This is a genomic window from Nonomuraea sp. 10N515B (assembly GCF_052245915.1).
Classification (GTDB): Bacteria; Actinomycetota; Actinomycetes; order Streptosporangiales; family Streptosporangiaceae; genus Nonomuraea.
Window position 1 is genome coordinate 32,399 of record NZ_JBQQBQ010000001.1, and the last position, 19,644, is coordinate 52,042.

Consider the following 19,644-nt stretch of genomic DNA (forward strand, 5'->3'; position numbering starts at 1 on the left):
CTATCGAAGGCCGGTCAGTGCGATGCCACGCACGAAGTATCGCTGGGTGAAGATGAACAGGACGGCCGTGGGGACGAAGAGGATCACCGAGCCGGCCGCCGTCAGGTGCCACAGCGTGAAGTACTCCTGGTTGAACAGGGTGAGCCCGACCGGGATGGTGCGCATCTCGGGCGTCGTGGTGGCGACCAGCGGCCAGAGGAACTCGTTCCACTGGAAGACGAAGGTGAACAACCCGAGCACCGCCAGGGCGGGCCGCGTCTGCGGCAGGATGACGCTCCGGTAGATGCGCAGCTCCGAGGCGCCGTCGATGCGGGCCGCGCTGATCAGGTCGTCGGGGATGGGCTGGATGAACTGCCGCATGAGGAAGATCCCGAACGCGTCCATGAGGAACGGCGTGATCAGCCCCTGGTACGTGTTCAGCCATCCCATGTTGGCCATCAGCACGTACAGCGGGATCATCCGCACGAAGAACGGCACCATCAGCGTGGCCAGCAACGCCACGAACAGGGTGTTGCGCAGCGGGAAGCGGAACTTGGCGAACACGTACCCGACGAGCGGGTCGAACACCAGGTGGGCGAGGGTGATGGCGCCCGCCACGACGAGGCTGTTGACGACGAAGTTGCCGAACGGCGCGCGGGTGAACAACTCCGCGTAGTTGCCCCATTGGGGCGAGTCCGGCACCAGCACCGCGTCCGCCGACAGCGTCTCGGCCTCGGTCTGCAGCGACAGCGAGAGCATGTAGAGCAGCGGCACGATCGTGATGACGGAGGCCAGCACGAGCAGGGTGTAGAGCAGGGCTTTGCGCATCAGTATGTGACCTCCCCGCGCCGCCCGGCACGCAGCTGCACCAGTGTGAACGCGACGATCACGATCAGCAGCAACACAGACTGCGCCGAGGAGTAGCCGAAGTCCCTGGCGCGGAAGGCGACGTTGAAGATGTGGAAGACGGACAGGTCGGTGGCGTCGCCGGGTCCGCCGTTGGTGATGATGTACGCCTGCCCGAACGCCTGCAGCCCCGAGATCACCGCCATCACCGACACGAACAACGTCGTCGGCGCCAGCAGCGGCAGCGTGATCCGCCAGAAGCGATGCCAGGCGTCCGCCCCGTCGATCTTGGCGGCCTCGTGGTAGGTCTCGGGGATGCCCTGCAGCCCGGCCAGGAACAACACCATCGTGTAGCCGACGTTCTGCCACAACGTGACGGCGGCGATCGTGAGCAGCGGCGCGGTGTTGAGCCACTGCTGCTCGGGCAGCCCGGCCGCGCCCAGCATCCGGTTGAGCACGCCCAGCTCGGGGTCCAGGATGTTGCGCCACAGCAGCCCGACGATCGCCACCGACGTCAGGTACGGCACCAGCAGCAGCACCCGGAAGACCACCCGCCCCTTGAGCGGCTGGTCCAGCGCGAGGGCCAGGGCCAGCCCGAGCACGATCGACCCGATCACCACCAGCACCGAGAACGCCACCGTGATCAGGAACGAGTGCCGCACCGCAGGGTCGGCCAGCGCCTGGGTGTAGTTGCCGAGCCCGGTCCACTGGTCGGCCTGCGGACCGGTGCGGAAGCTGGTGGCCACCACGTTCCCGATCGGCAGGTAGAAGAAGGCCGCGAAGAACAGGATCGCCGGGAGGAGGAACAGGTAGGCGGTCCTGGCGTAGCGGCCCGCCAGGGTGCGGGGTCTCACTTGAGGAAGCCCTCCGCGGTCTGGGCGAATGTGGCCAGGACCTCGGTGGCCGGCTTGTTCTGGATGAGCACCTGCTGGTACATGACCTTGAGCTGCTCCTCCCACTTGCCCAGCTGCCCGGTGAGCCGCACCTTCTGGCCGTTGTCCTTGGCGGTGGGCAGTGCGTCGGCGAAGACCTTGATGACCTCGTTCGACTGCACTTCGGGCAGTTCCGTCCAGGAGACGCGCGGCATGAGCATGCCGGTCTCCTTGGTGGCGGCCTGCTCGACCTCGATGGCGGTGATGCGCTTGATGAAGTCCCACGACAGCTCGGGCCGGGTGGCCTTGGCCGGCACGAACATGCTGACGCCGGCCGCCTGGGTGGCCTGGACCTTGTTCTTCAGCGGCGGGGCGACGCCCAGCTCGATGTCGGGACTGGTCTTCCTGATGGGGTCGAGGTCCCACGGTCCGGTGAGGATCATCGCGGCGCGCTTGGCCGAGAACAGCTTCTGCGGCCCCGAGTAGTCCGTGCTCGACACCGGGACGGGCGCCACCTTGTGCTTGTGGACGAGGTCGGCCTGAAACTGCAGGGCGGCGACCGCGTCTTCCATCGGCGTCATGACCTTGCCGGTCTGCGGGTCGTAGGGGGTGACGCCGGCCTGGTTCAGCCACGGCCACACGTAGGTGTAGTCCTGGTTGAGCGCGACGCCGTACACGCCGTCCTTGGTCAGCTTCTGGGCGGCGGCCAGGAACTCCTCCCAGGTGGTCGGCACCTCCACTCCGGCGTCCCGCAGCATGGCCTTGTTGTACAGGAGCGTGTTGCAGGTGAAGTGCAGCTGCACCCCGTACACCTTGCCCTGGTACGAGTTGCGCTCGACCGTCACCGGCTGCCAGTCGGAGGGGAAGCCCATCGCCTGGCCGTCACGGTCCACGAAGTCCTGCAGCGAGCGGGCGTTGCCGGAGATGGCGAACTCCTGCACCCACCCGCCGGGCTCCTCCACCAGGTCCGGCACGGTCCCCGAGGCGAAGTCGGCGAGGAGCCTGGTGCGCAGGTCCGGCCACTGGTATTTCTGCAGGTTGACCTTGACCTTGTTGGCCTGCTCGAACTCGGCGATCACCTTGCGGTAGGCCTGGTAGTCGTGGCCGGCGTTCCAGTAGACGGTGAACGTGCCGGGCGCGGCGGTGTTCTGCGCGGTGGGGGCGCCCGCGCAGGACGACAGGACGGGCACGGCGGCGGCCGCCCCGGCCAGGCGGAGCATGTCACGGCGGGAGAGAGTGGGGGACATCTCGTGTTTCCCTTCTAGGAAGAGCCCCGCCGCAGGAAGGTCCAGGAGCGGACGATCTCGCGGGCGGGCGGAGCCTCCTCGGCCTGGAGGCGGTCGAACAGCAGTCGCACGACGTCGGTGTAGTCGTGCCTGAGCGGGCCGACGGTGCTGAGCTGCGGGTTGGTGATGAGACCCTCGTCGATGTTGCCGGCGCCGACGATCGCGACGTCGCCGGGCACGCTCAGCCCGGCGTCCCGCGCGGCCGAGATCGCGCTGATCGCGGCGCGGTCGGAGGCGGCGAAGATCGCGTCGGGGCGGTCGGGAGAGCGCAGGAGCTCGGTGGCGGTCTGGTACGCCGCCACGCGGTCGTCCGCGCCCGAGGTGATGATGCGTTCCGTCACGCCGTGCCGGTCGAGCGCCGTGGTGTAGCCGAGCAGCCTGCCGACCGGCCGGTCCCGGTAGAGCTCGTGGCGGTGCGCCAGGTATGCGATGCGCCGCCTGCCCTGCGCCAGCAGATGTTCGACGGCCTGCACGCAGGCCTCCGTCTCCGGCGTGCGGACGACGTCGCAGCCCTCGAGGCCGCTCTCGTTGCTCAGGACGACCATCGGCAGGCCGGTGGCGGCAAGCCCGCTGAGCAGGTCGTGCGTGAGGTGGTCGCCGACCACGTTGATCAGCGCACCGTCGGCGATCCCGCCGCGCAGCACGTCGATCGCCGCGTTCGCCCGGGCCTCGGAGTAGACGGCCAGGGTGATCACGGAGTAGCCACGGGCGTCGGCCATCTCGTGCAGGTCCCTGGCCAGCCGCTCGTCGGAGGGCACGCCGCCGATGGAGCTCAGCACCAGGCAGACCCGCTGGGTGCGGCGCTTGCGCAGGCTCCTCGCCGCCTGGTTGGGGGTGTAGCCGAGTTGCCTGGCGGCATCCAGCACCCGCTGCCTCGTCTCGGCGGCTACGGGGCGGTCCCGGCCGCTGAGCACGTAGGAGACGGTCGCGACGGACACGTTCGCGAGCTCGGCCACTTGTCGTGCTGTAGGTCTCATGCTAGTCGAATAACATAGCATTTCCGACTGGAATACAAGGTAATTCTCTTCTCCTCATCTCGCTGGAGTGATCGGGGCGGCTCGCGGGTCGGCCGATCAGCATCGCTGTGCTGTTAAACGATTAACATCGCCGAAGTACCACGACCGTACTCCTTCTCCTCACTACGGATCAACCCGTCATTTGAGGATCCGCACAGGGTTGGGGAGCAGGTCGAGAAACGTTCGCATCCAGGCGGCGGCGACCGTGCCGTCGATCGGGCGGTGGTCGGCCGATAGCGTCACGCGCATCACGTGGCCGGGTCTGAGCTTGCCGTTCTTGACGATGGGTTCCTCGCGAACGGCGCCGACGGCCGGCAAAGGGCCGAGCGAGGACAGCACTGGGTGTACTTCCTCGCTCCATAGGGCATGCAGTTTGAGCTTGTGCCTTATCCAGGGGGAAGGCGTTCGACCGTGCGCGTACTGAGAGCCAGCGGGTGGCGCGCGGGTAATCATCCCACCTAGCCGGAACGACTGCGGCGCTGCCGGGTCCGACCTTGGTCACGTCCACGGCCTCGGGAAACAGCGGAATGGTCGCCCAACCCTGACACTACGGAAAGTGGTCAATGATTGCGCTCGCCTGTCGAGGCGTACACGCTGAGTAGATTGTGAATCCCGCCCTAATTTCAGGCGATCCAGACTCCTCGAACGACCCCGTCTGCGTCAGGAACAACGGCGGACTCTCGCAAATCGGAGGTAGCTATCATGAAATTCATGCCTTGGTCAGCCAACTCCTTAAGATCATCGGCTCCCCAATGATAGGCAGCGTACGTCAACCGGCCCGAGGTAAGCGGAGCCCTGAAGGCGGTGAAGTCTTCTTCCATAAGAGCCGGATTGAGATGCGGGTCCGGATCAATTGCTACGCACAGCAGGGATCGAGGTTGAACCGACTGGCGGATTTCGTTAATATTATCCGGGTTTAGCAGGAACCAATTGCACCCGTAATCGCCGTGCGCCCAACGCTCGCATAGCAATACCACAGCCGTCTCCACAACCGATCTGATCGACGTCCAGAAAATGTCGTCTGCGGAGGCTTCAACGAGTCGACCAGCGTCCGGGAAATCCGGCATCCGATTGCACCATTGCAGGCGCAGCACTTCTCTGCCTAGGTCGGCCAGTTTGTCAGCACTGTCACGGGTTATATAAATACTTACATACCCGTTGAAACCTACAGAAATTTGAAGGCCGGGCGCGGTGAACCTACAATACGGCGACGCTCCTGCCAGCATATCAACAACCATGCTTATCGCCTCAGCCGGACCCAGCTCCACCCCATTTCGAAGCGTTGAGTGTCTAGTCGGCAATGGCTCAGGAACTAGCAGATTTCCAACCTCCAGCGACTCCACGCCGGTTGTCTTCACAACCTTCCATAGCGTGTCACGCAGCCTCGCGGAGTACTCCTCCCAGCCGGGCGCATCGGCAAGATGCTCCGCAACAGCATCATCTGCTGGGCCTACAATCAGTTCTTCCGTTACTTCTCTATCCATTTGGAACCCCATCCGAGACTGTGAACCCCGGCGCCCCTGCAGCGTCACGCAATGGCCCGCCCCAATCCGTGGAGGAGATTACGGGCAGACCACGGAGCCACTCACACAACCCAGCCAGGTGAAGAATCGAGATTGGTGGGCCATCGCTTCGTTCACTTCCCACCGATAAACAGCCCGAAAGAGTTATAGCGCTCAATTCTGATGGTCGAGCGGCGAGATGCAGTCCTCTCCTCGAACAAGAAATGCCGCCATGTCGTTGTTCTCAGCTACTGTCCGTGAGCCCATATTCCTGCGGGCGAGCTCTCGAAGCGTCGGTGAGCAGTAAGGCTCGGGCATGGCTGCTATTCCAATGCTGTCCTGCCATACTGTTCCCACAACGAAAACTGATCCATCTATGGCAGACATAACAAATCCCGGATGACCGTATCCAGATCCGAGAATACCAGCTGCCGCCCCAGCTCCTGCAAAGTCCCAGTCACCTAGCAGCTCCACCAAACCCCATACGGATTCCCACCACATGGGATCCTCCCAATTGGTGGCTTGTTCGCGAGCTTGGTCGAAGACCGGATCAATAGCAGGGCTAAGCGAGACTAGAAACCGGCGATCCTCAGTGAGGAGGCCGAGCTCAGTAGCCATTTCGTACCAGTCGACATTGAACTTCGCGATGCGATCAGGGTCACTAAGTTTAACAGTCCGATCGCATCGTCCCTCATCTCGGCCACATGAAGTCACCATTCCGGCAATAAAGGCAGGAATTCCCGTCTCACGCCTAAGACCAAGGAATCTCATACCGAAGTCCGACATTAGCCTTGCGATCAAATCCTCGTTCAAGACGCCCCTATCTCGCGCACGACTGAGCCTTTTTCATCCTGAAAAGCGGCCTTCTTCGAGGGCTTGAAGCACGATGATGGCGCGTTCGCCGCAGGAGCGTCTGCAAGCGTGCGAGCGGTTGACCGCCCGCTGGCCCGCGAGAACGGCGACCGTCGCCGTTGACGCTTGACCAGGAAGAACTCAGCGGACGGGGATCGCGTGCTCTGATACGGCGACCGCCAGCAGTGGGAGGCTCCGCCCGGGGATAGAACCGGACGGGGTCATGCCGATCCGAGTGGCACCCATCGCCAGGTAGAACGGCTCGGCATGCGGATCCGCCTCGATTACCAGGCGCGCGAACCCGAGCCCACGCGCGCCGGCAACCGCGTGCTCGAACAGCAGGCGGCCGATGCCTTGCCCGATGGCGTCCGGTTCGACGAAGAGCATGCCCAGCTCTCCTTCCGGCGGATCCCCTTCCACGGTGACGAACCCCAGGACCCGGCCGTCCTGGTCGGCCACCATTGCCCGCCGGGCCTCGACCTGCGACGCCAAGACGGTGAGCTCTTCCCGGCAGGCCGCCATGAACGTCTTGTCATAGCCCCAGTAAGCCTTGGATCGGAACGTCAGCTTGCTCAGGAGCTCCGCCTCGTCCGCCCGTGCGGCCCTGACCAGCACGCCCGTCCTCTTGCTCGCAGCCTCGCCGTCACTTGGTTTTTCCGGCATGGTCGCAGTCTCCCTCCCGGCCTCGTCGTGGTAGATCTTCGCACAGGCGATTCAGGGAGCCCTCTTGATCCTGAGTAGCAGCCGTCTTCGACAGACTGCAGGACGAGGATGGCCTGGACCATTACTGCCGGGCACCCGCCAGAGTCGGACAGGTCGTGCCACGGCGGCCGCCCCCCGGCGTCCAGGCCGGCCCCGTTGAGGGTCACCACCCGGACGCCGGTTGTTGTTCGACGTCCTCGGCCAGGCGGCCGTCTTCCTCCGTGGAGGCGCACGGCACTAACGGGTCAGGACACGCGCACGAACTTCACAGCGTCCGCTCGGGCGTTGCCGTTGCTCCGGGTGAGCTTGACCGAGCCGCTCTCCCCCGCCCCGAACGACCAGGTGCCGAGCTTGACCCAGCCTGTGCTTCCGGCCGTGTAGTCCAGGGACTGTGTCGAGGTGCCGCCGCTGTGGGTGACGTCGATCCTGGAGCCGGTGTCGCTGCCGGGATACACGATCTTGTAGATGTAGACGTCGTAGGTGCCGGCGGCAGGCAGCCACGCGCCCCAGGTGGCGGACGCGGCCGGCTCGTTGCTGTAGCGCGAGGTGTTCTCCAGCGTGTGGCCGCGGATGCTGCTGGTCGTCCAGGTGCCGGTCTCGGCGTAGCGGTAGGCCGTGGGGCCCTCGTTGTCGGTGTAGCCATCGCGCTGGTAGTAGCGGAAGTAGTCGAACTGCACCTGGCCTGGCAGCGCCGACGTGTCGACACCTGGGCTGTTCTGCAGGTTGATCGCGATGGTGGTCAGCCAGACGTTGATGAAGTCATGCTGGGTGCAGCAGGTCGGTGAGTAGTTCCCGGTGTACTTCAGCACCCCGTCGACGTAGAACTTCACCTGGGTCTCGGCCCACTCGAAGCCGTAGGTGTGGAACGCGGCCGAGGTGTCGAACCCGGTGGTGTAGTGCCCGCTGCTGACGGTCGTCTTGGTGCCGTCCGGCTTCCAGCCGTGCACGTTGTGGGTCAGGCGTCCCGGCAGGTGGGAGTCCATCTCGAACCCGTCGATCTCGGTACGCCGCCCGGAGTGGAAGGTATTGCTCCCGTCACCGGCCATGGCCCAGAACGACGTGTGCCAGCCGGAACCGACATTGGTCTTGGCCCGGGTCTCGTAGTAGCCGTAGCGGAAGGCCTTCTTGCTGACGAGACCGCCACCCGAGTAGGCCATGCCGTTATAGGGCACAGGCTCTTCCTTGAGGTGGATGGTCATGAGTCCGTTGCCGAGGGTGACGTTTTCGGGCCGCTGGGCGCTCCAGCCCTTCACGTCGGTGCGGTAGTTCCACTTGCTGGTGTCGACGGACGTGCCGTTGAACTCATCCGACCACACCAGCGTGTAGCCGGCCGGCGCGGCTGCCTGTGCGGCCGCCGGGATCTGTACGGCGAGCAGCGTTAATCCGAGAACGAGCAGTATGCGTGCGAACATAAGAACACACCTCTCACATGGTGTACGGGAGTCCGCCCGGTGGAGACGCGGGAATGGCGGTTCCGCGCGTGTCCGCTGCCGGGCGGCTCTCTTATTTCTGCAGGCCCTTGGCGGTCTCGGCCGCCTTGGCCAGCGCGTCCTTGGCCGATGCCTGGCCCACGAGCACGGCCTGCACCTGCTCAGCGATGGCCGTTTCGATCTGGCCATATCCGGCGTAGCGCCAGAACGGGTTCGGCGTGGCGGTCTTGGTGATCTTCTCGGTCCACTCGGCGGTGAAGGCGTCGCCGGCCACCTTGGGGTCGGCCAGGCCGGCGGTGGTGGTCGGCGGCAGCTTCACCTTCTCGAAGAAGCCGGCGACGGTGGCGGTGTCGGACGTGGCGAACTTCGCGAAGTCGGCCGCGGCCTCGGCGCCCTCACCCTCCACGACCACGATCACGTGGCCCCACAGCAGCGCCTGCGGTGTGCCGCCGGCGTCGAGCACCGGGCGTGGGAGCGGCTTCATCTTCTCGGTCAGCGACTTGTCCGGCGACTGGCCGGCCACCACACCCCGGGCGATGATCGCATCGTCGTAGAAGGCGGCCTTGCCCTGGGCGAACAGCGCGCGGGCGTCGAAGCGGTCCACGTCGGGTGCGATGAGCTTGGCGTCGTACAGCTGCTTGTACCACTCGACGGCCGCCACCGACGCGTCGTCGCCGACGGTGATCTGTTCGCCGTCCAGCAGAGGGCTGCCGAAGGTCTTCATCCACGGCAGGATGTCCTTCAGCTGCGCCGCCTTGGTGGCCGCCGCATAGGGCACGATGCCGTCGCCGAGCTTGGCCACCTTGGTCAGCGCCGCCTCGAACTCCTCGGTCGTGGCAGGCAGCTCGGACACGCCGGCCTTCTGCAGGATCTCGGTGTTGGCGATCAGGCCGATGGAGCCGGTGGTCCACGGCAGGCCCAGTTGCTTGCCGCCGTACTGCCCGCTGGACAGGGCCACCTCGGTGTAGCCGCCCTGCGCGGCCTGCGGCGACAGGTCGCGCAGCTTGCCCAGCGAGGCCATCGCCGCCAGCCAGGCGACGTCGAGCTGTACGGCGCCGCTGAGCTGGCCACCCCTGATCTTCAGGGTGACCTGGTTCAGATACTCGTTGTACGGGAACGAGGCCGTGTTGATCGTGACTTTGCCGGCTGAGGCGTAGGCGTCCACGATCGCCTGCACGGCCGCCTTCTGCGCTTCCTCGTTCAGCGACCAGGAGGTGAAGCCGAAGGTCTTGGCGGCGGCGTCACCCGAAGACCGCGCCGCGCCGCCTCCGGTGGCGTCGGGGGCGCAGGCGGACAGGGCCGTGACGCCCAGCGTGGACAGGCCGAGGAGGCGCAGGGCGTCCCTGCGGTTCATGGGGGGCATCGGTTTCTCCTCTGAAGAGGGTCAGCCCTTGACGGCGCCGGCCGTCAGCCCGCCGACCAGGTATCGCTGCAGGAACATGAACGCGGCGATGACCGGGAGCGAGACGACGAAAGACGCGGCCATCAGGTCTGGCCAGGCGGTTTGGAACTCCCCGAGATAGGTGTGCACCAGCCCGGGCGGCAAGGTCTGCCGCTCGGGGTCGGCGAGGGTGAGGGCGAAGATGAAGTCGTTCCAGGCCCTGACGAAGGCGAACAGGCCGGCGGCGACGAGACCGGGGGCGGCCAAGGGGAGTGCGACCTGGTGCAGGGTTCTCCAGCGTGAGGCGCCGTCGATGGCGGCCGCCTCCATGAGGGAGCTGGGGACGGTGTCGAAGATGCCCTTGAGCATCCACACGCACAGCGGGAGCGTGAACGTGGTGAAGCTGAGGACCAGCGCGGCGTAGGAGCCCAGCAGGCCGGTGGCGCTGAACACCGCGTAGAGCGTGATCAGCAGCAACGCCTGCGGGAACATCTGTGAGGCCAGCACCAGGTGCATCAGCGAGGTGCGTCCCCGGTATCGGAACTTGGAGAACGCGTAGGCCATGTAGGCGGAGACGATCACGCTCAGGACCGCGGTGATCATCGAGACGATGACGCTGTTGATCAGGTAGCCGAACAGCTGCTCGTTCTTCGCCAGGTTCACGAAATGCTCGAGTGTGACCTCGGTCGGGATCAAGGACGGCGGGAAGCTGAACGCCGTCTCGTCGGGCGTGAGGGCCGTGACGACCAGCCAGTAGATCGGCGCCAGCCCGAAGAGCCCGATGAGCCCCACGGCGACCCAGGCCGCCGCCCTTGATCTGACCACGTCAGGCCGCCGCCGGGCCCGGACGGGCCGGGCGAGGGTCGTCGTACGGGACCGGGTGGCGGTGACGGTCATCGGGCGTCCTCCTTCTCACGGCGCAGGTAGATGGCCACGAGGATGAGGAGCAGGAGCATCCAGAGCCCGCCCAGGGCGCTGGCGTGGCCGAGGTCGAAGCCCTTGAAGGCGGTGTCGTAGACGGCCACCGCGAAGGTCTTGGTGGCGCCCGCCGGGCCGCCGCCGGTCAGCACATAGATGGTGTCGAAGTGCTGGAAGTTCCAGATGAACTCCAGCAGGAACACGATTCCGGCGATGCCCTTCATATGGGGCACGGTCACCGACCAGAAGCGGCGGATCGTGCCGGCGCCGTCCACGGAGGCCGCCTCGTGCAGTTCCTTCGGCATGGTCTGCAGCCCGGCCAGCAGCATGATCATCATCCAGGGGAAGCTGGCCCAGGTCTTGGTGACGATGACGGCCAGCATGGCCGTGTCCGGATCCCCGAGCCAGCTGAAGCGCGTGCCGAGGATGCCGTTCAGCACCCCATAGTTCGCATTGAAGATCCAGAGCCAGAGGAACGACACCACCACACCGGGGATGACCCAGGGGAAGAGGAAGAGCCCGCGCAGGAAGCCGCTCCCGCGAATGCCCGCGTTCAACGCCAGGGCCAGCGCGTAACCCAGCACGAAGGGAGCGACGGTGGCCCCCAACGTGAAGATCATGGTGTTTCTGAACACCGGCCAGAAGTCCCCGCCCAGCACGTCGGCGAAGTTGGCCAGGCCCACGAACAGCCGGCCCGGACGCACCAGGCTCTGCTCGAAGAGTCCCGTCACCAGCGCCGACACCAGCGGATACGCGATGATCGCGCCGAACAGCGCCAGCCCGGGCAGCATGAGCAGCCAGGCGAACTGGGCATCGGATAACCGTCTCATCGCGTGCCCGCCAGGTGCATCGGCCCCACGTATCCCAGCGCGATGCTGACCGAGTCGGCCGTCTCGATCACCGTCCGGGCGAGTTCCGCCTCCCGAGCCGGCAGGTCTATGGCGGACAGCGGGCCCGAGATGGAGATGGCCGCGGCGATCTCCCCCGTCTGGTCCCTGATCGGCGCCGCCACGCAGGCCCGCCCGAAGGCGAGCTCCTCCACCTCGGTCGCGTAGCCCCGCGCCGCGCACGCGGCCAGCTCCTCGTCCAGCCTGTGATGCGTGGTGATCGTGTGGGAGGTGAAGCCGTACATCGACGGCAGCAGCGTCCTGCGCTCCTCAGGCGTCAACGCCAGCAGCAGGCACTTGCCGATGCCGGTGGCGTACAGCGGCTTGCGCTGCCCGGTCAGCACGAACGACCGCGGCGCCAGCCGCCCCTCGAAGTTCAGCAGATAGAACATCGAGTCGCCGCGGCGGATCGCCACGTTCACCCCCAGGCCGAGCGTGGCGGCCAGGTCCTGCGCCACCTGGCGCGCTTCACGGTGGACCGGGTGCTGGTTCAGCGCGACGCCGCCGAGGGTGATGGGCGCGGTGCCGAGCCGGTAGAGCCCGCTGAGCTCGTCGCGCTCGACGAACTCCAGCGACTCGAGCGTGGCCAGCAGCCGAGAGGCGGTGGAGGTGCCGAGCCCGGTCGCCTTGGCGACGTCCGACACCCGCAGCTCGGGCCGGCCGGACAGGAACGCTCGCAGGACCGCGGCGGCCCGCTCAACGCTCTGATTGCTGCTCTGTTCGGAAGCCAACCTAGCTCCATTGCAATTGATTTGCGATATGTGGGATGGTTACGCACATGTTGCAAGGGAGTCAACCCCCGTCCATCACGGAAGTGCGTTGCTTTCCGATAAAGATCCGCCATGTGGACGCGTACCTGGGCACCCCCGCCGTCGAAGACCGCTACTTCGTGCGGCCGCCGTGGAAGTCGCTCTATTCGGCCCGCTTCGAGACCCTGCTGGTGGCCGTGACCTGCGCCGACGGCACCACGGGGTGGGGCGAGGCGCTGGCCCCGGTGGGCCCCGAGATCCCCGCCGCCGTCGTGGAGCGGCTGCTGGCGCCGGTCCTGATCGGCGAGGATCCCACGCGGGTGCGGCCGCTGTGGCAGCGGCTGACCGGGCTGATGCGCGAGCGCGGGCACCTCACGGGGCATCAGGCCGACGCCCTGGCCGCTGTCGACATCGCCCTGTGGGATCTGTGCGGCCGGCTGACCGGCCTGTCCGTGGCGCAGTTGCTGGGCGGGGCGTTCCGTGAGGTGGTTCCCGTCTACGTCAGCGGCCTGCCGCGGCCGAGCGATGCCGAGCGCGTCCAGCTCGCCCAGGAGTGGGCGGCGAAAGGCGCGACGAGGGTGAAACTGCACCTCGGCTACGGCGTGGACAAGGACCTGGCCACTGTGGAGGCCGTGCTTTCCACGGGCCTCGACGTCGCCGTCGATGCGCACTGGGCCTATTCGCTGCCCGAGGCCGTGCGACTGGCGCGTGGCCTGGCCGAGCGGCGCGCCCTGTTCCTGGAGGCCCCGCTGGTGCCGGAGGACGTCGAAGGGCATCGTGACCTGTGCGCGCGTGCCGAGCTGCCCGTCGCGGTGGGCGAGAGCCTGCGCAACCGATACGAGTTCGCCGGCTGGCTGGGGCGGCGGGCGCTGCAGCTGGCACAGCCGGATGTCGGCAGGACCGGCATCACCGAGCTCATGGCGATCGGCGAGCTGGCCGCCGCGCACCATGTGCCGGTCGCGCCACACCACTCCACCGGGCTGGGAGTGGCGCTGGCCGCGGGCCTGCAGGTCAGCGCGGCGCTGCCGAATCTGGCGTTCTTCGAATACCAGCCGACCACCTGTGAGGTGGCGTCCCAGATTCTGCGGAACCCACTTGCAGGTGATGCAACTGGATTCCCGTTTCCGGCTGGACCGGGTCTCGGCGTGGAGGTCGATCGTGACGTCGTTACCGCTCTCGCGAAGGAGTCATAAGTGACCTTGTCTGGACTTATACCGATCTTGGCCACGCCGTTCACCCAGGAGGGTGAGCTCGATGTGCCGAGCCTGCGGCGGCTGGCCGAATGGCAGCTCTCGGCGGGCGCCGACGGCGTCGCCGTGTTCGGCATGGCCAGCGAGGGCTTCGCCCTGACCGCCGCGGAACGGGCGCGCATCCTCCGCGAGGTGCGCGCGGCGGTGCGGGACGCTCCAGTGGTGGCCGGCGTCGGCTCCACCAGCACGGCCACGGCACTGGAGCAGGCCCTGGCCGCGGTGGACGGCGGGGCCGACGCCTTGATGGTGCTGCCGCCCTACCTGGTCAAGCCGTCCGGCGGGCAGCTCATCGACTTCTACGGGGAGCTCGCCGCCCGGTGCCAGGTGGACATCATGGTCCAGGACGCTCCTGGCGCCACCGGCGTGAGCATGCCGGAGTCGCTGATCGTGGAGCTGAGCAAGCTGGACGGGGTCACCTCGGTCAAGGTGGAAGCCCCGCCGACGGCCCCCAAGGTGGGCGCCGTGGCGGCCAAGGTCGCCTCGGCCTTCGCGGTATTCGGCGGCCAGAACGCGCTGTTCTGTTTGGAGGAGTACGCGCGCGGCGCGATCGGCACCATGCCGGCCTGCGAGTTCACCGATCTTCTCGCCCCCATCCTCCAGGACTGGCGCTCCCACGACGCCGCGGTGTCCTTCACCCGGCTGCTCCCGCTGATCCGCTTCGGCATGCAGCCGGGCATCGCCTGGGCGGTGCACAAGGAGGTGCTGGTCCGCCGCGGCCTCATCGACGCCGCCACCGTCCGCCTGCCCGCCAAGCCGCTGGATGCGGACAGCCGCGAGGCGCTCGACCGCATCCTGGGCGTGCTGGGATGGTGAGCGGCATGCCCCATGCCGACGATCAGCCGGGTGCGGGTGCTCGGCTGACGCCGGGGCCCAGGCGAGGCCGCGGGGTGCTGGTCGCCGGGGGCAACTCGCCCATCGGCCTGGCCATCGCGCGTGCCTTCGCGGACGAGGGCGATCAGGTCTTCGGCGTCGGGCTCCAGCCCTGTGACGACGCCGCCTTCACCGGCTTCCTGACGGCCGACTGCTCGGATCCCGGCCAGGTCGACACGCTGGTCACGGCCGCCATGGAGGTGCTGGGCAGGCTGGATGTGCTGGTGGCGGCGACGGCGGCGATGCCGGTGGCCTCCGTGGCGGCGACATCCGACGAGCAGTGGCGCAAGGCGATCGGCTCGACGCTGGACGCGGCGTTTCACCTGTGCCGCGCGGCTGTGCCGTACATGACGGACGGCGGCGCGATCGTCGCGGTGGGGTCGGTGAACTCGTTCCTGCACGCACCCGGGCTTCCGGCTTACTCCGCGGCGAAGGGCGGGCTCGACGCGCTGATCAGGCAGATCGCCGTGGAGTACGGTCCGGGCGGGATCAGGGCCAACATCGTCTCACCGGGGCTCATCGGCGGTGAGGACCTGGACAGGGCTGCCGAGGGATATCCGCTGTGCCGTACAGGAACGCCGGAGGAGGTGGCGGCCGCGGTGGCGTTCCTGGCTTCACCTGCGGCCTCCTTCATCACCGGAGCGACCCTCCCGGTGGACGGCGGCCTGTCCATCGCCTCCCCCGCCGCCTTCCTGCGGCCCGATCTGCGAGCGAGGTTCCATCCACTGGGCGGGGATGTCAGGTGAGCGGACCGGTGCTTCCCCGTGCGGTGAGCCTCGCCGGTTCCGTCTCGACGTCGGGCACGGGATCACCGTGGAGGAGGGACAGCAGGTGGCGGGCGGCGGCCGACCCCAGCGCGGGGACGTCGCGCCGCACCGCGGTGAGCGCCGGGCGCACGACCTGCGCCAGCTGCGAGTCGTCCCACGCGACGAGGGACAGGTCGCCGGGCACGCGCAGGCCCATCTCCTGAGCGACGGACAGCCCGGCGACGGCCATGATGTCGTTGTCGAAGACGATCGCGGTCGGCCGGTCGGGAGAGCTGAGCAGGCGGCGGGTGGCGCGCCCGCCCTCCTCACCGGTGTAGTCGGTGTACTGGGTGACGCATTCGGGCAGGCCGAGGCGGGCGCAGGCGGCGGTGAACGCCTCGTCCCGCACGGTGGTGTGCACCAGATGCGGCAGCCCGGCGACGCGGCCGATCCTGCGGTGGCCCAGCGCGGCGAGGTATTCGACGGTCTCGTGTACGGGCCCGCTCTCGTCGGAGTGCACCGACGGCAGCGAGCCGACGCCGGGTTGCCCGCCGATCACCACAGCCGGCATGCCGAGCTGCTCGAGCACGGGCAGGCGCCGATCGGAGACGTGCACCTCCACCAGGATCGCGCCATCGATCCGGCCCTCCGCCCACCAGCGGCGGTAGACCTCGATCTCGGCGTCCTGGTCGTCGGCCATCTGCAGCATCAGCGCGCACGCGTGCGGCTTCAGCGCCGTCTCGATCCCGCTGAACAGCTCCATGAAGAACGGCTCGGCGCCGAGAATGCTCGGCGGCCTGGCCAGGACGAGGCCGACCACGCCTGCGCGGGCGCCGGTCAGCGCTCGGGCGGCGACGCTGGGACGCCATCCCATCTCGTTGGCGACCTTCAGCACCCGCGCCCGCGTGCTCTCCGACACGCCGGGCCGCCCGTTGAGCGCGTAGGACACGGCGCCCTGGGAGACCCCCGCCCGCTGGGCGATGTCCGCGATGGTGGGCCGCTTCACGGGCAAACCCTACCCGTCCGCCGTACGGGACAGCTCATGTCTCTCACCCCTTGATCCCGGTGAAGCCGATGCCGCGGACGATGTGGCGCTGGAAGGTCAGGAACAGCAGGAGCGGCGGGACGATCGCGACGAGCATGCCGGCGATCACCTGGTTCTGCTCGGCGGTCTCGGCCAGGCGGGGCAGCGCGACCGCCAGCGGCTGGCTCTCGGCGTCGGAGATGGCGACCATCGGCCACAAGAAATCCTTCCATGCGTCCATCACGGCGAGCAGCGACACCACGGCCAGGATGGGCCGTGACATCGGCATGACGATCTGCCAGAACAGCCGGATCGGGCCCGCCCCGTCGACCTGGGCGGCCTGATACAGCTCGCTGGGCAGCGCGTCGAAGAACTGTTTCATGATCAGCACGTTGAAGGCGTGCGCCCCCGCGGGCAGCCACACCGCCCATGGGGTGTCCACCAGCGACAGGTCGAGAACGGTCAGGTAGAGGGCGACCAGGGACACCGTCCCGGGAACGAACAGCGTGGCCAGCACCGCGCCGTAGACCAGGCGGCCGAAGCGGGGCTTGAGCACCGAGAGCGCGAACGCGCCGGTGGCGGCCACCAGCAGCTGCACCAGCCAGGATCCGCCGACCAGCACGACGGTGTTGAACAGGTAGTGGCCGACCCGCAGCTCCGTCCACGCCGCCGTGAGGTTCTCCGGCTGCAGCGAGGAGGGCCACAGCCGCAGGGGCTCGCGGAGCAGGTCCTGAGTCGGGGACAGGGCGCCCTTGGCCGTCCACAGGATCGGACCCAGGCCGACCGCCAGCGTGGCCAGCAGCAGGAATCCCTGGGTCAGCCGCAGCCACCAGCGCACTCCCGTCCGTCGTCGGTCGACGTCCGAGACGATGCCTCTGGCGCGGGCGTCGCTCATACGCTGCTCCATTTCCTCGTCAGGCGCAGGTAGGCGGCGGAGATGACGCCGAGGGCGACCGCCAGCAGCACGCCGAGCGCGGCCGCGGTGCCGTAGTCGCCGTAGATGAACGCGTACCGGTAGATCAGCAGCAGGATCGTCACGGTGGAGTCCTCCGGGCCGCCGTCGGTCAGCACGAACGGCTCGGTGAAGATCCGGAACGTGCCGATGATCTGCAGCAGCAACATGATCAGCAACACGCCGCGCAGGTGCGGCAGCGTGACATGCCAGACCCGCCGCCAGATGGAGGCGCCGTCGATCTCCGCCGCCTCGTACAGCTCGCCCGGCACGGAGGACAGCGCCGCCAGATAGATCAGCACCGTGGAGCCCGCGGCCGCCCACGTGGCTTCGAGCACCAGGCTCGGCATGGCGGTCGCGGTGTCCTGCAGCCAGGGGTACGGCCCCAGCCCGAGCACGCCGAGCGCCTGGTTGAACAGGCCGTGATCAGGATCGTAGAACCACTTCCACATCAGCACCGCCACCACGGGCGGCACCGCGACCGGCAGGTACACCAGCACCCGGAACAGACCGCCGAGCTTGCGCAGTTCGGACATCACTACGGCTAGGACGATCGGCACCGGGAAGCCGAAGAGCAACGCCAGCAGCACGAACCAGACCGTGTTACGCACCGTGATCCACAGCAGCGGGTCGGCCAGCAGCGCCGCGAAGTTGTCCAGGCCTGCCCATTCCGGCGGATCGACCAGATTGGTGTGCTGGAAGCCGAGCAGCACGCTGCGCAGGATCGGCCACCAGGCGAAGAGGAAGAACACGGCGACCATGGGCAGCATGAACAGCCAGCCCGCCGGCCGGAAGGGACGACGGCGCGCGGGACCGGTCGCCCTCGGGGCGGTCCGGTCCCGCGTCCTCGCTGTTTGCAGCGTCGTCACCGCTGGGCCCTGTCGAGCGCGGCGGCGGCCTTCTCCTCCGCCTTGCCCAGCTCACCGGCCGGGTCGGCGTCCCGCCGCGTCAGGATCGCCTGCACGGCGGTGTCCAGCGCGGCGTAGGTGTCCTGGCCCGCGACGGCCGGCTCGGTGACGAACTCCTGTGCGGCCACGCCGGTCTCGTAGGGCTCGAAGTTGGCGACCGGCACGTTGGCGTGCTTGCGCTCGGCCTCGATGACCGGCTTCGCCACGGTCGCGCCGTACAGGGAGACGTAGGGGAAGCCGATGGGCACCTTGTCGGCACTCTTGGCGGCGGCCACGCTCCCCGCGAACTGCGGGTCGTACTTCGGCTTGAGGTGGAAGAAGTCGATCCACTTCACCGCCGCGGCACGCTCGGTGGCCGTGGCCTTGGGGCTGACGACGGCCACCTTCCCGCCGAGCAGGGTGGCGGGTGTGCCTCCGGAGGGCAGGGCGGCCATGCCGAACACCTCGGGCGTGCCACCGAACTGGGTGGCGAACTCGGTGTACGAGCTCGGCGTGGCGATCATCATGGCGACCTTGCCTGCGGCGAAGTCCTTGGCGAGGTCGGCGGCGTTGCGCAGGTGCTGGGTGCCCATGGAGTCGTCCTCCCAGCGCATCGCCTTGAGCAGGCCGAGCACGCCGCGAGCCGGCTCGGTGTCGAAGGTGGCCACCGCCTTGCCGCCGGTCTCCTGCTGGAGGCGGCCGCCGAAGGTGTAGGTCATCGCGGTGAAGATCCAGCCTCCGGTGTTGTTGGTGGCCGGTACGGCGAAGCCGGGCACCCCGGTCTTCTTCGTGATCGCTTTGGCCGCGGCGCGCACCTCGTCCCACGTCGCCGGCGGCTTGTCGACGTCCAGCCCCGCCTTGCCGAACAGCTCCCTGTTGTAGACAAGGCCGAGGGCGAACTCGCTGGTGGGCAGGCCGTAGATGCGTCCGGCCTGGTCGGTGGCCGGCGCAAGCGCCCGCTTGTCGAACTCGCTCGCGTGTGGCAGCTTCTCGACCTCGCCGGTGATGTCGGCGACCTGACGCCGCTTCACCATGCCGACCGGCTCGGTGAGCGGGACCTGGAAGACCGTCTCGAGCTGCCCGCCGGCCAGGCGGGCGGCGAAGGTCTTGGCCTCCCATTTGGACTCGCGCGGCTCGATGTCGATGTCGGGGTTCTGCTTCTCGAACGCCGCCACCTGGTCGAGGAACTGCTGGCGCACGTTCTGTTGGGTCGTGGGCGGCATATCCGCGACGGTGATCAGCGTCTTGCCGGCGGTGGGCTCGGATGAGGAGCCGGACGAGCAGCCGGCGACCGCGGCAACGGCGAGCACGGCGGCGAACAGGCCCGGCAGTCGTTCTCGCATGAGAGCTCCGTTCAGGGGGTGGGCCTTCTTTACATGGCCGTCACTGTGCATTAACAAGCATAGGGCTGTCAATAGAGAGATATGAAGCGCCTCATAAACGCAGACGCCCATCTGAACTGGGGGTTGACGCGATCCCACCCCGATCATATGGT

The 19,644-nt window shown here is 67.6% G+C and carries 20 protein-coding genes; 3 read left to right on the forward strand and 17 right to left on the reverse strand.

The window, feature by feature from the left end; genetic code table 11:
• The 13 genes from ACTWQA_RS00140 to ACTWQA_RS00200 all read right to left on the reverse strand — a co-directional run bounded on the left by ACTWQA_RS00140 (position 1) and on the right by ACTWQA_RS00200 (position 12,402).
• A complete protein-coding gene (locus ACTWQA_RS00140) occupies positions 1 to 807 on the reverse strand; it encodes a carbohydrate ABC transporter permease (protein WP_443157262.1) in 807 nt (268 codons plus the stop codon).
• A complete protein-coding gene (locus ACTWQA_RS00145) occupies positions 807 to 1,679 on the reverse strand; it encodes a carbohydrate ABC transporter permease (RefSeq protein WP_305920712.1) in 873 nt (290 codons plus the stop codon). The genes ACTWQA_RS00140 and ACTWQA_RS00145 overlap by 1 nt, the downstream gene beginning before the upstream one ends.
• The gene (locus ACTWQA_RS00150) at positions 1,676 to 2,944 is read right to left on the reverse strand and encodes a sugar ABC transporter substrate-binding protein (protein WP_443157263.1); all 1,269 of its coding nucleotides are present in this window, start codon (positions 2,942 to 2,944) and stop codon (positions 1,676 to 1,678) included. Before ACTWQA_RS00150 ends, ACTWQA_RS00145 begins: the two co-directional genes overlap by 4 nt.
• Before the next feature lie 14 nt (positions 2,945 to 2,958).
• The gene (locus ACTWQA_RS00155; RefSeq protein ID WP_443157264.1) at positions 2,959 to 3,939 is read right to left on the reverse strand and encodes a LacI family DNA-binding transcriptional regulator; all 981 of its coding nucleotides are present in this window, start codon (positions 3,937 to 3,939) and stop codon (positions 2,959 to 2,961) included.
• Positions 3,940 to 4,137: 198 nt separating this feature from the next.
• Positions 4,138 to 4,338 carry a 2-oxo acid dehydrogenase subunit E2 gene (locus ACTWQA_RS00160; RefSeq protein ID WP_443157265.1) on the reverse strand — a complete coding sequence of 67 codons (201 nt, stop codon included), beginning with the start codon at positions 4,336 to 4,338 and terminating at the stop codon, positions 4,138 to 4,140.
• Between the two features lie 284 nt (positions 4,339 to 4,622).
• The gene (locus ACTWQA_RS00165) at positions 4,623 to 5,483 is read right to left on the reverse strand and encodes a hypothetical protein (RefSeq protein WP_443157266.1); all 861 of its coding nucleotides are present in this window, start codon (positions 5,481 to 5,483) and stop codon (positions 4,623 to 4,625) included.
• Between the two features lie 192 nt (positions 5,484 to 5,675).
• On the reverse strand, positions 5,676 to 6,314 hold the full coding sequence (locus ACTWQA_RS00170; RefSeq protein WP_443157267.1) for a hypothetical protein: 639 nt from the start codon (positions 6,312 to 6,314) through the stop codon (positions 5,676 to 5,678).
• A 180-nt stretch (positions 6,315 to 6,494) separates the two neighbouring features.
• Positions 6,495 to 7,016, reverse strand: a complete 522-nt coding sequence (locus ACTWQA_RS00175) for a GNAT family N-acetyltransferase (protein ID WP_443157268.1) — start codon at positions 7,014 to 7,016, stop codon at positions 6,495 to 6,497.
• 284 nt (positions 7,017 to 7,300) lie between these two features.
• On the reverse strand, positions 7,301 to 8,467 hold the full coding sequence (locus ACTWQA_RS00180) for a family 16 glycosylhydrolase (RefSeq protein WP_443157269.1): 1,167 nt from the start codon (positions 8,465 to 8,467) through the stop codon (positions 7,301 to 7,303).
• A 91-nt stretch (positions 8,468 to 8,558) separates the two neighbouring features.
• The gene (locus tag ACTWQA_RS00185; protein WP_443157270.1) at positions 8,559 to 9,848 is read right to left on the reverse strand and encodes an ABC transporter substrate-binding protein; all 1,290 of its coding nucleotides are present in this window, start codon (positions 9,846 to 9,848) and stop codon (positions 8,559 to 8,561) included.
• Between the two features lie 21 nt (positions 9,849 to 9,869).
• Positions 9,870 to 10,763, reverse strand: coding sequence for a carbohydrate ABC transporter permease (locus tag ACTWQA_RS00190; protein WP_443157271.1), 894 nt, complete (start codon positions 10,761 to 10,763; stop codon positions 9,870 to 9,872).
• A complete protein-coding gene (locus tag ACTWQA_RS00195) occupies positions 10,760 to 11,614 on the reverse strand; it encodes a carbohydrate ABC transporter permease (RefSeq protein ID WP_443157272.1) in 855 nt (284 codons plus the stop codon). The genes ACTWQA_RS00190 and ACTWQA_RS00195 overlap by 4 nt, the downstream gene beginning before the upstream one ends.
• Entirely contained in the window at positions 11,611 to 12,402 is a 792-nt protein-coding gene (locus ACTWQA_RS00200) for an IclR family transcriptional regulator (protein ID WP_443157273.1), read from the reverse strand. The genes ACTWQA_RS00195 and ACTWQA_RS00200 overlap by 4 nt, the downstream gene beginning before the upstream one ends.
• Before the next feature lie 113 nt (positions 12,403 to 12,515).
• On the opposite strand from ACTWQA_RS00200, the gene ACTWQA_RS00205 reads away from it, so the two are divergent.
• Genes ACTWQA_RS00205 through ACTWQA_RS00215 form a run of 3 tightly spaced genes read left to right on the forward strand, consistent with a single transcriptional unit; the run spans position 12,516 to position 15,286 of the window.
• Positions 12,516 to 13,613, forward strand: a complete 1,098-nt coding sequence (locus tag ACTWQA_RS00205; RefSeq protein ID WP_443157274.1) for a mandelate racemase/muconate lactonizing enzyme family protein — start codon at positions 12,516 to 12,518, stop codon at positions 13,611 to 13,613.
• Positions 13,614 to 14,483: a dihydrodipicolinate synthase family protein gene (locus ACTWQA_RS00210; RefSeq protein WP_443157275.1), complete on the forward strand. Its 870-nt coding sequence runs from the start codon at positions 13,614 to 13,616 to the stop codon at positions 14,481 to 14,483.
• A 5-nt stretch (positions 14,484 to 14,488) separates the two neighbouring features.
• Positions 14,489 to 15,286: an SDR family NAD(P)-dependent oxidoreductase gene (locus ACTWQA_RS00215; protein WP_443157276.1), complete on the forward strand. Its 798-nt coding sequence runs from the start codon at positions 14,489 to 14,491 to the stop codon at positions 15,284 to 15,286.
• Here ACTWQA_RS00215 and ACTWQA_RS00220 read toward each other — a convergent pair.
• From ACTWQA_RS00220 to ACTWQA_RS00235, 4 genes are read right to left on the reverse strand one after another with little or no spacing between them, the layout of a single operon-like run.
• Positions 15,279 to 16,292, reverse strand: coding sequence for a LacI family DNA-binding transcriptional regulator (locus ACTWQA_RS00220; protein WP_443157277.1), 1,014 nt, complete (start codon positions 16,290 to 16,292; stop codon positions 15,279 to 15,281). The genes ACTWQA_RS00215 and ACTWQA_RS00220 overlap by 8 nt on opposite strands.
• A 43-nt stretch (positions 16,293 to 16,335) precedes the next feature.
• On the reverse strand, positions 16,336 to 17,205 hold the full coding sequence (locus ACTWQA_RS00225; protein ID WP_305920732.1) for a carbohydrate ABC transporter permease: 870 nt from the start codon (positions 17,203 to 17,205) through the stop codon (positions 16,336 to 16,338).
• On the reverse strand, positions 17,202 to 18,131 hold the full coding sequence (locus ACTWQA_RS00230) for a carbohydrate ABC transporter permease (RefSeq protein ID WP_443157278.1): 930 nt from the start codon (positions 18,129 to 18,131) through the stop codon (positions 17,202 to 17,204). The genes ACTWQA_RS00225 and ACTWQA_RS00230 overlap by 4 nt, the downstream gene beginning before the upstream one ends.
• Positions 18,128 to 19,492 (reverse strand): ABC transporter substrate-binding protein, encoded by a 1,365-nt coding sequence (locus tag ACTWQA_RS00235; RefSeq protein ID WP_443157279.1) that lies wholly within the window; start codon positions 19,490 to 19,492, stop codon positions 18,128 to 18,130. The genes ACTWQA_RS00230 and ACTWQA_RS00235 overlap by 4 nt, the downstream gene beginning before the upstream one ends.
• Positions 19,493 to 19,644: the final 152 nt, after the last annotated feature.

Coding starts and splice junctions, on each gene's coding strand:
- ACTWQA_RS00140 (WP_443157262.1), bottom strand. CDS start 807: ATGCGCAAAGCCCTGCTCTACACCCTGCTCGTGCTGGCCTCCGTCATC.
- ACTWQA_RS00150 (WP_443157263.1), bottom strand. CDS start 2,944: ATGTCCCCCACTCTCTCCCGCCGTGACATGCTCCGCCTGGCCGGGGCG.
- ACTWQA_RS00165 (WP_443157266.1), bottom strand. CDS start 5,483: ATGGATAGAGAAGTAACGGAAGAACTGATTGTAGGCCCAGCAGATGAT.
- ACTWQA_RS00175 (WP_443157268.1), bottom strand. CDS start 7,016: ATGCCGGAAAAACCAAGTGACGGCGAGGCTGCGAGCAAGAGGACGGGC.
- ACTWQA_RS00180 (WP_443157269.1), bottom strand. CDS start 8,467: ATGTTCGCACGCATACTGCTCGTTCTCGGATTAACGCTGCTCGCCGTA.
- ACTWQA_RS00185 (WP_443157270.1), bottom strand. CDS start 9,848: ATGCCCCCCATGAACCGCAGGGACGCCCTGCGCCTCCTCGGCCTGTCC.
- ACTWQA_RS00190 (WP_443157271.1), bottom strand. CDS start 10,763: ATGACCGTCACCGCCACCCGGTCCCGTACGACGACCCTCGCCCGGCCC.
- ACTWQA_RS00195 (WP_443157272.1), bottom strand. CDS start 11,614: ATGAGACGGTTATCCGATGCCCAGTTCGCCTGGCTGCTCATGCTGCCC.
- ACTWQA_RS00215 (WP_443157276.1), top strand. CDS start 14,489: ATGCCCCATGCCGACGATCAGCCGGGTGCGGGTGCTCGGCTGACGCCG.
- ACTWQA_RS00225 (WP_305920732.1), bottom strand. CDS start 17,205: ATGAGCGACGCCCGCGCCAGAGGCATCGTCTCGGACGTCGACCGACGA.
- ACTWQA_RS00235 (WP_443157279.1), bottom strand. CDS start 19,492: ATGCGAGAACGACTGCCGGGCCTGTTCGCCGCCGTGCTCGCCGTTGCC.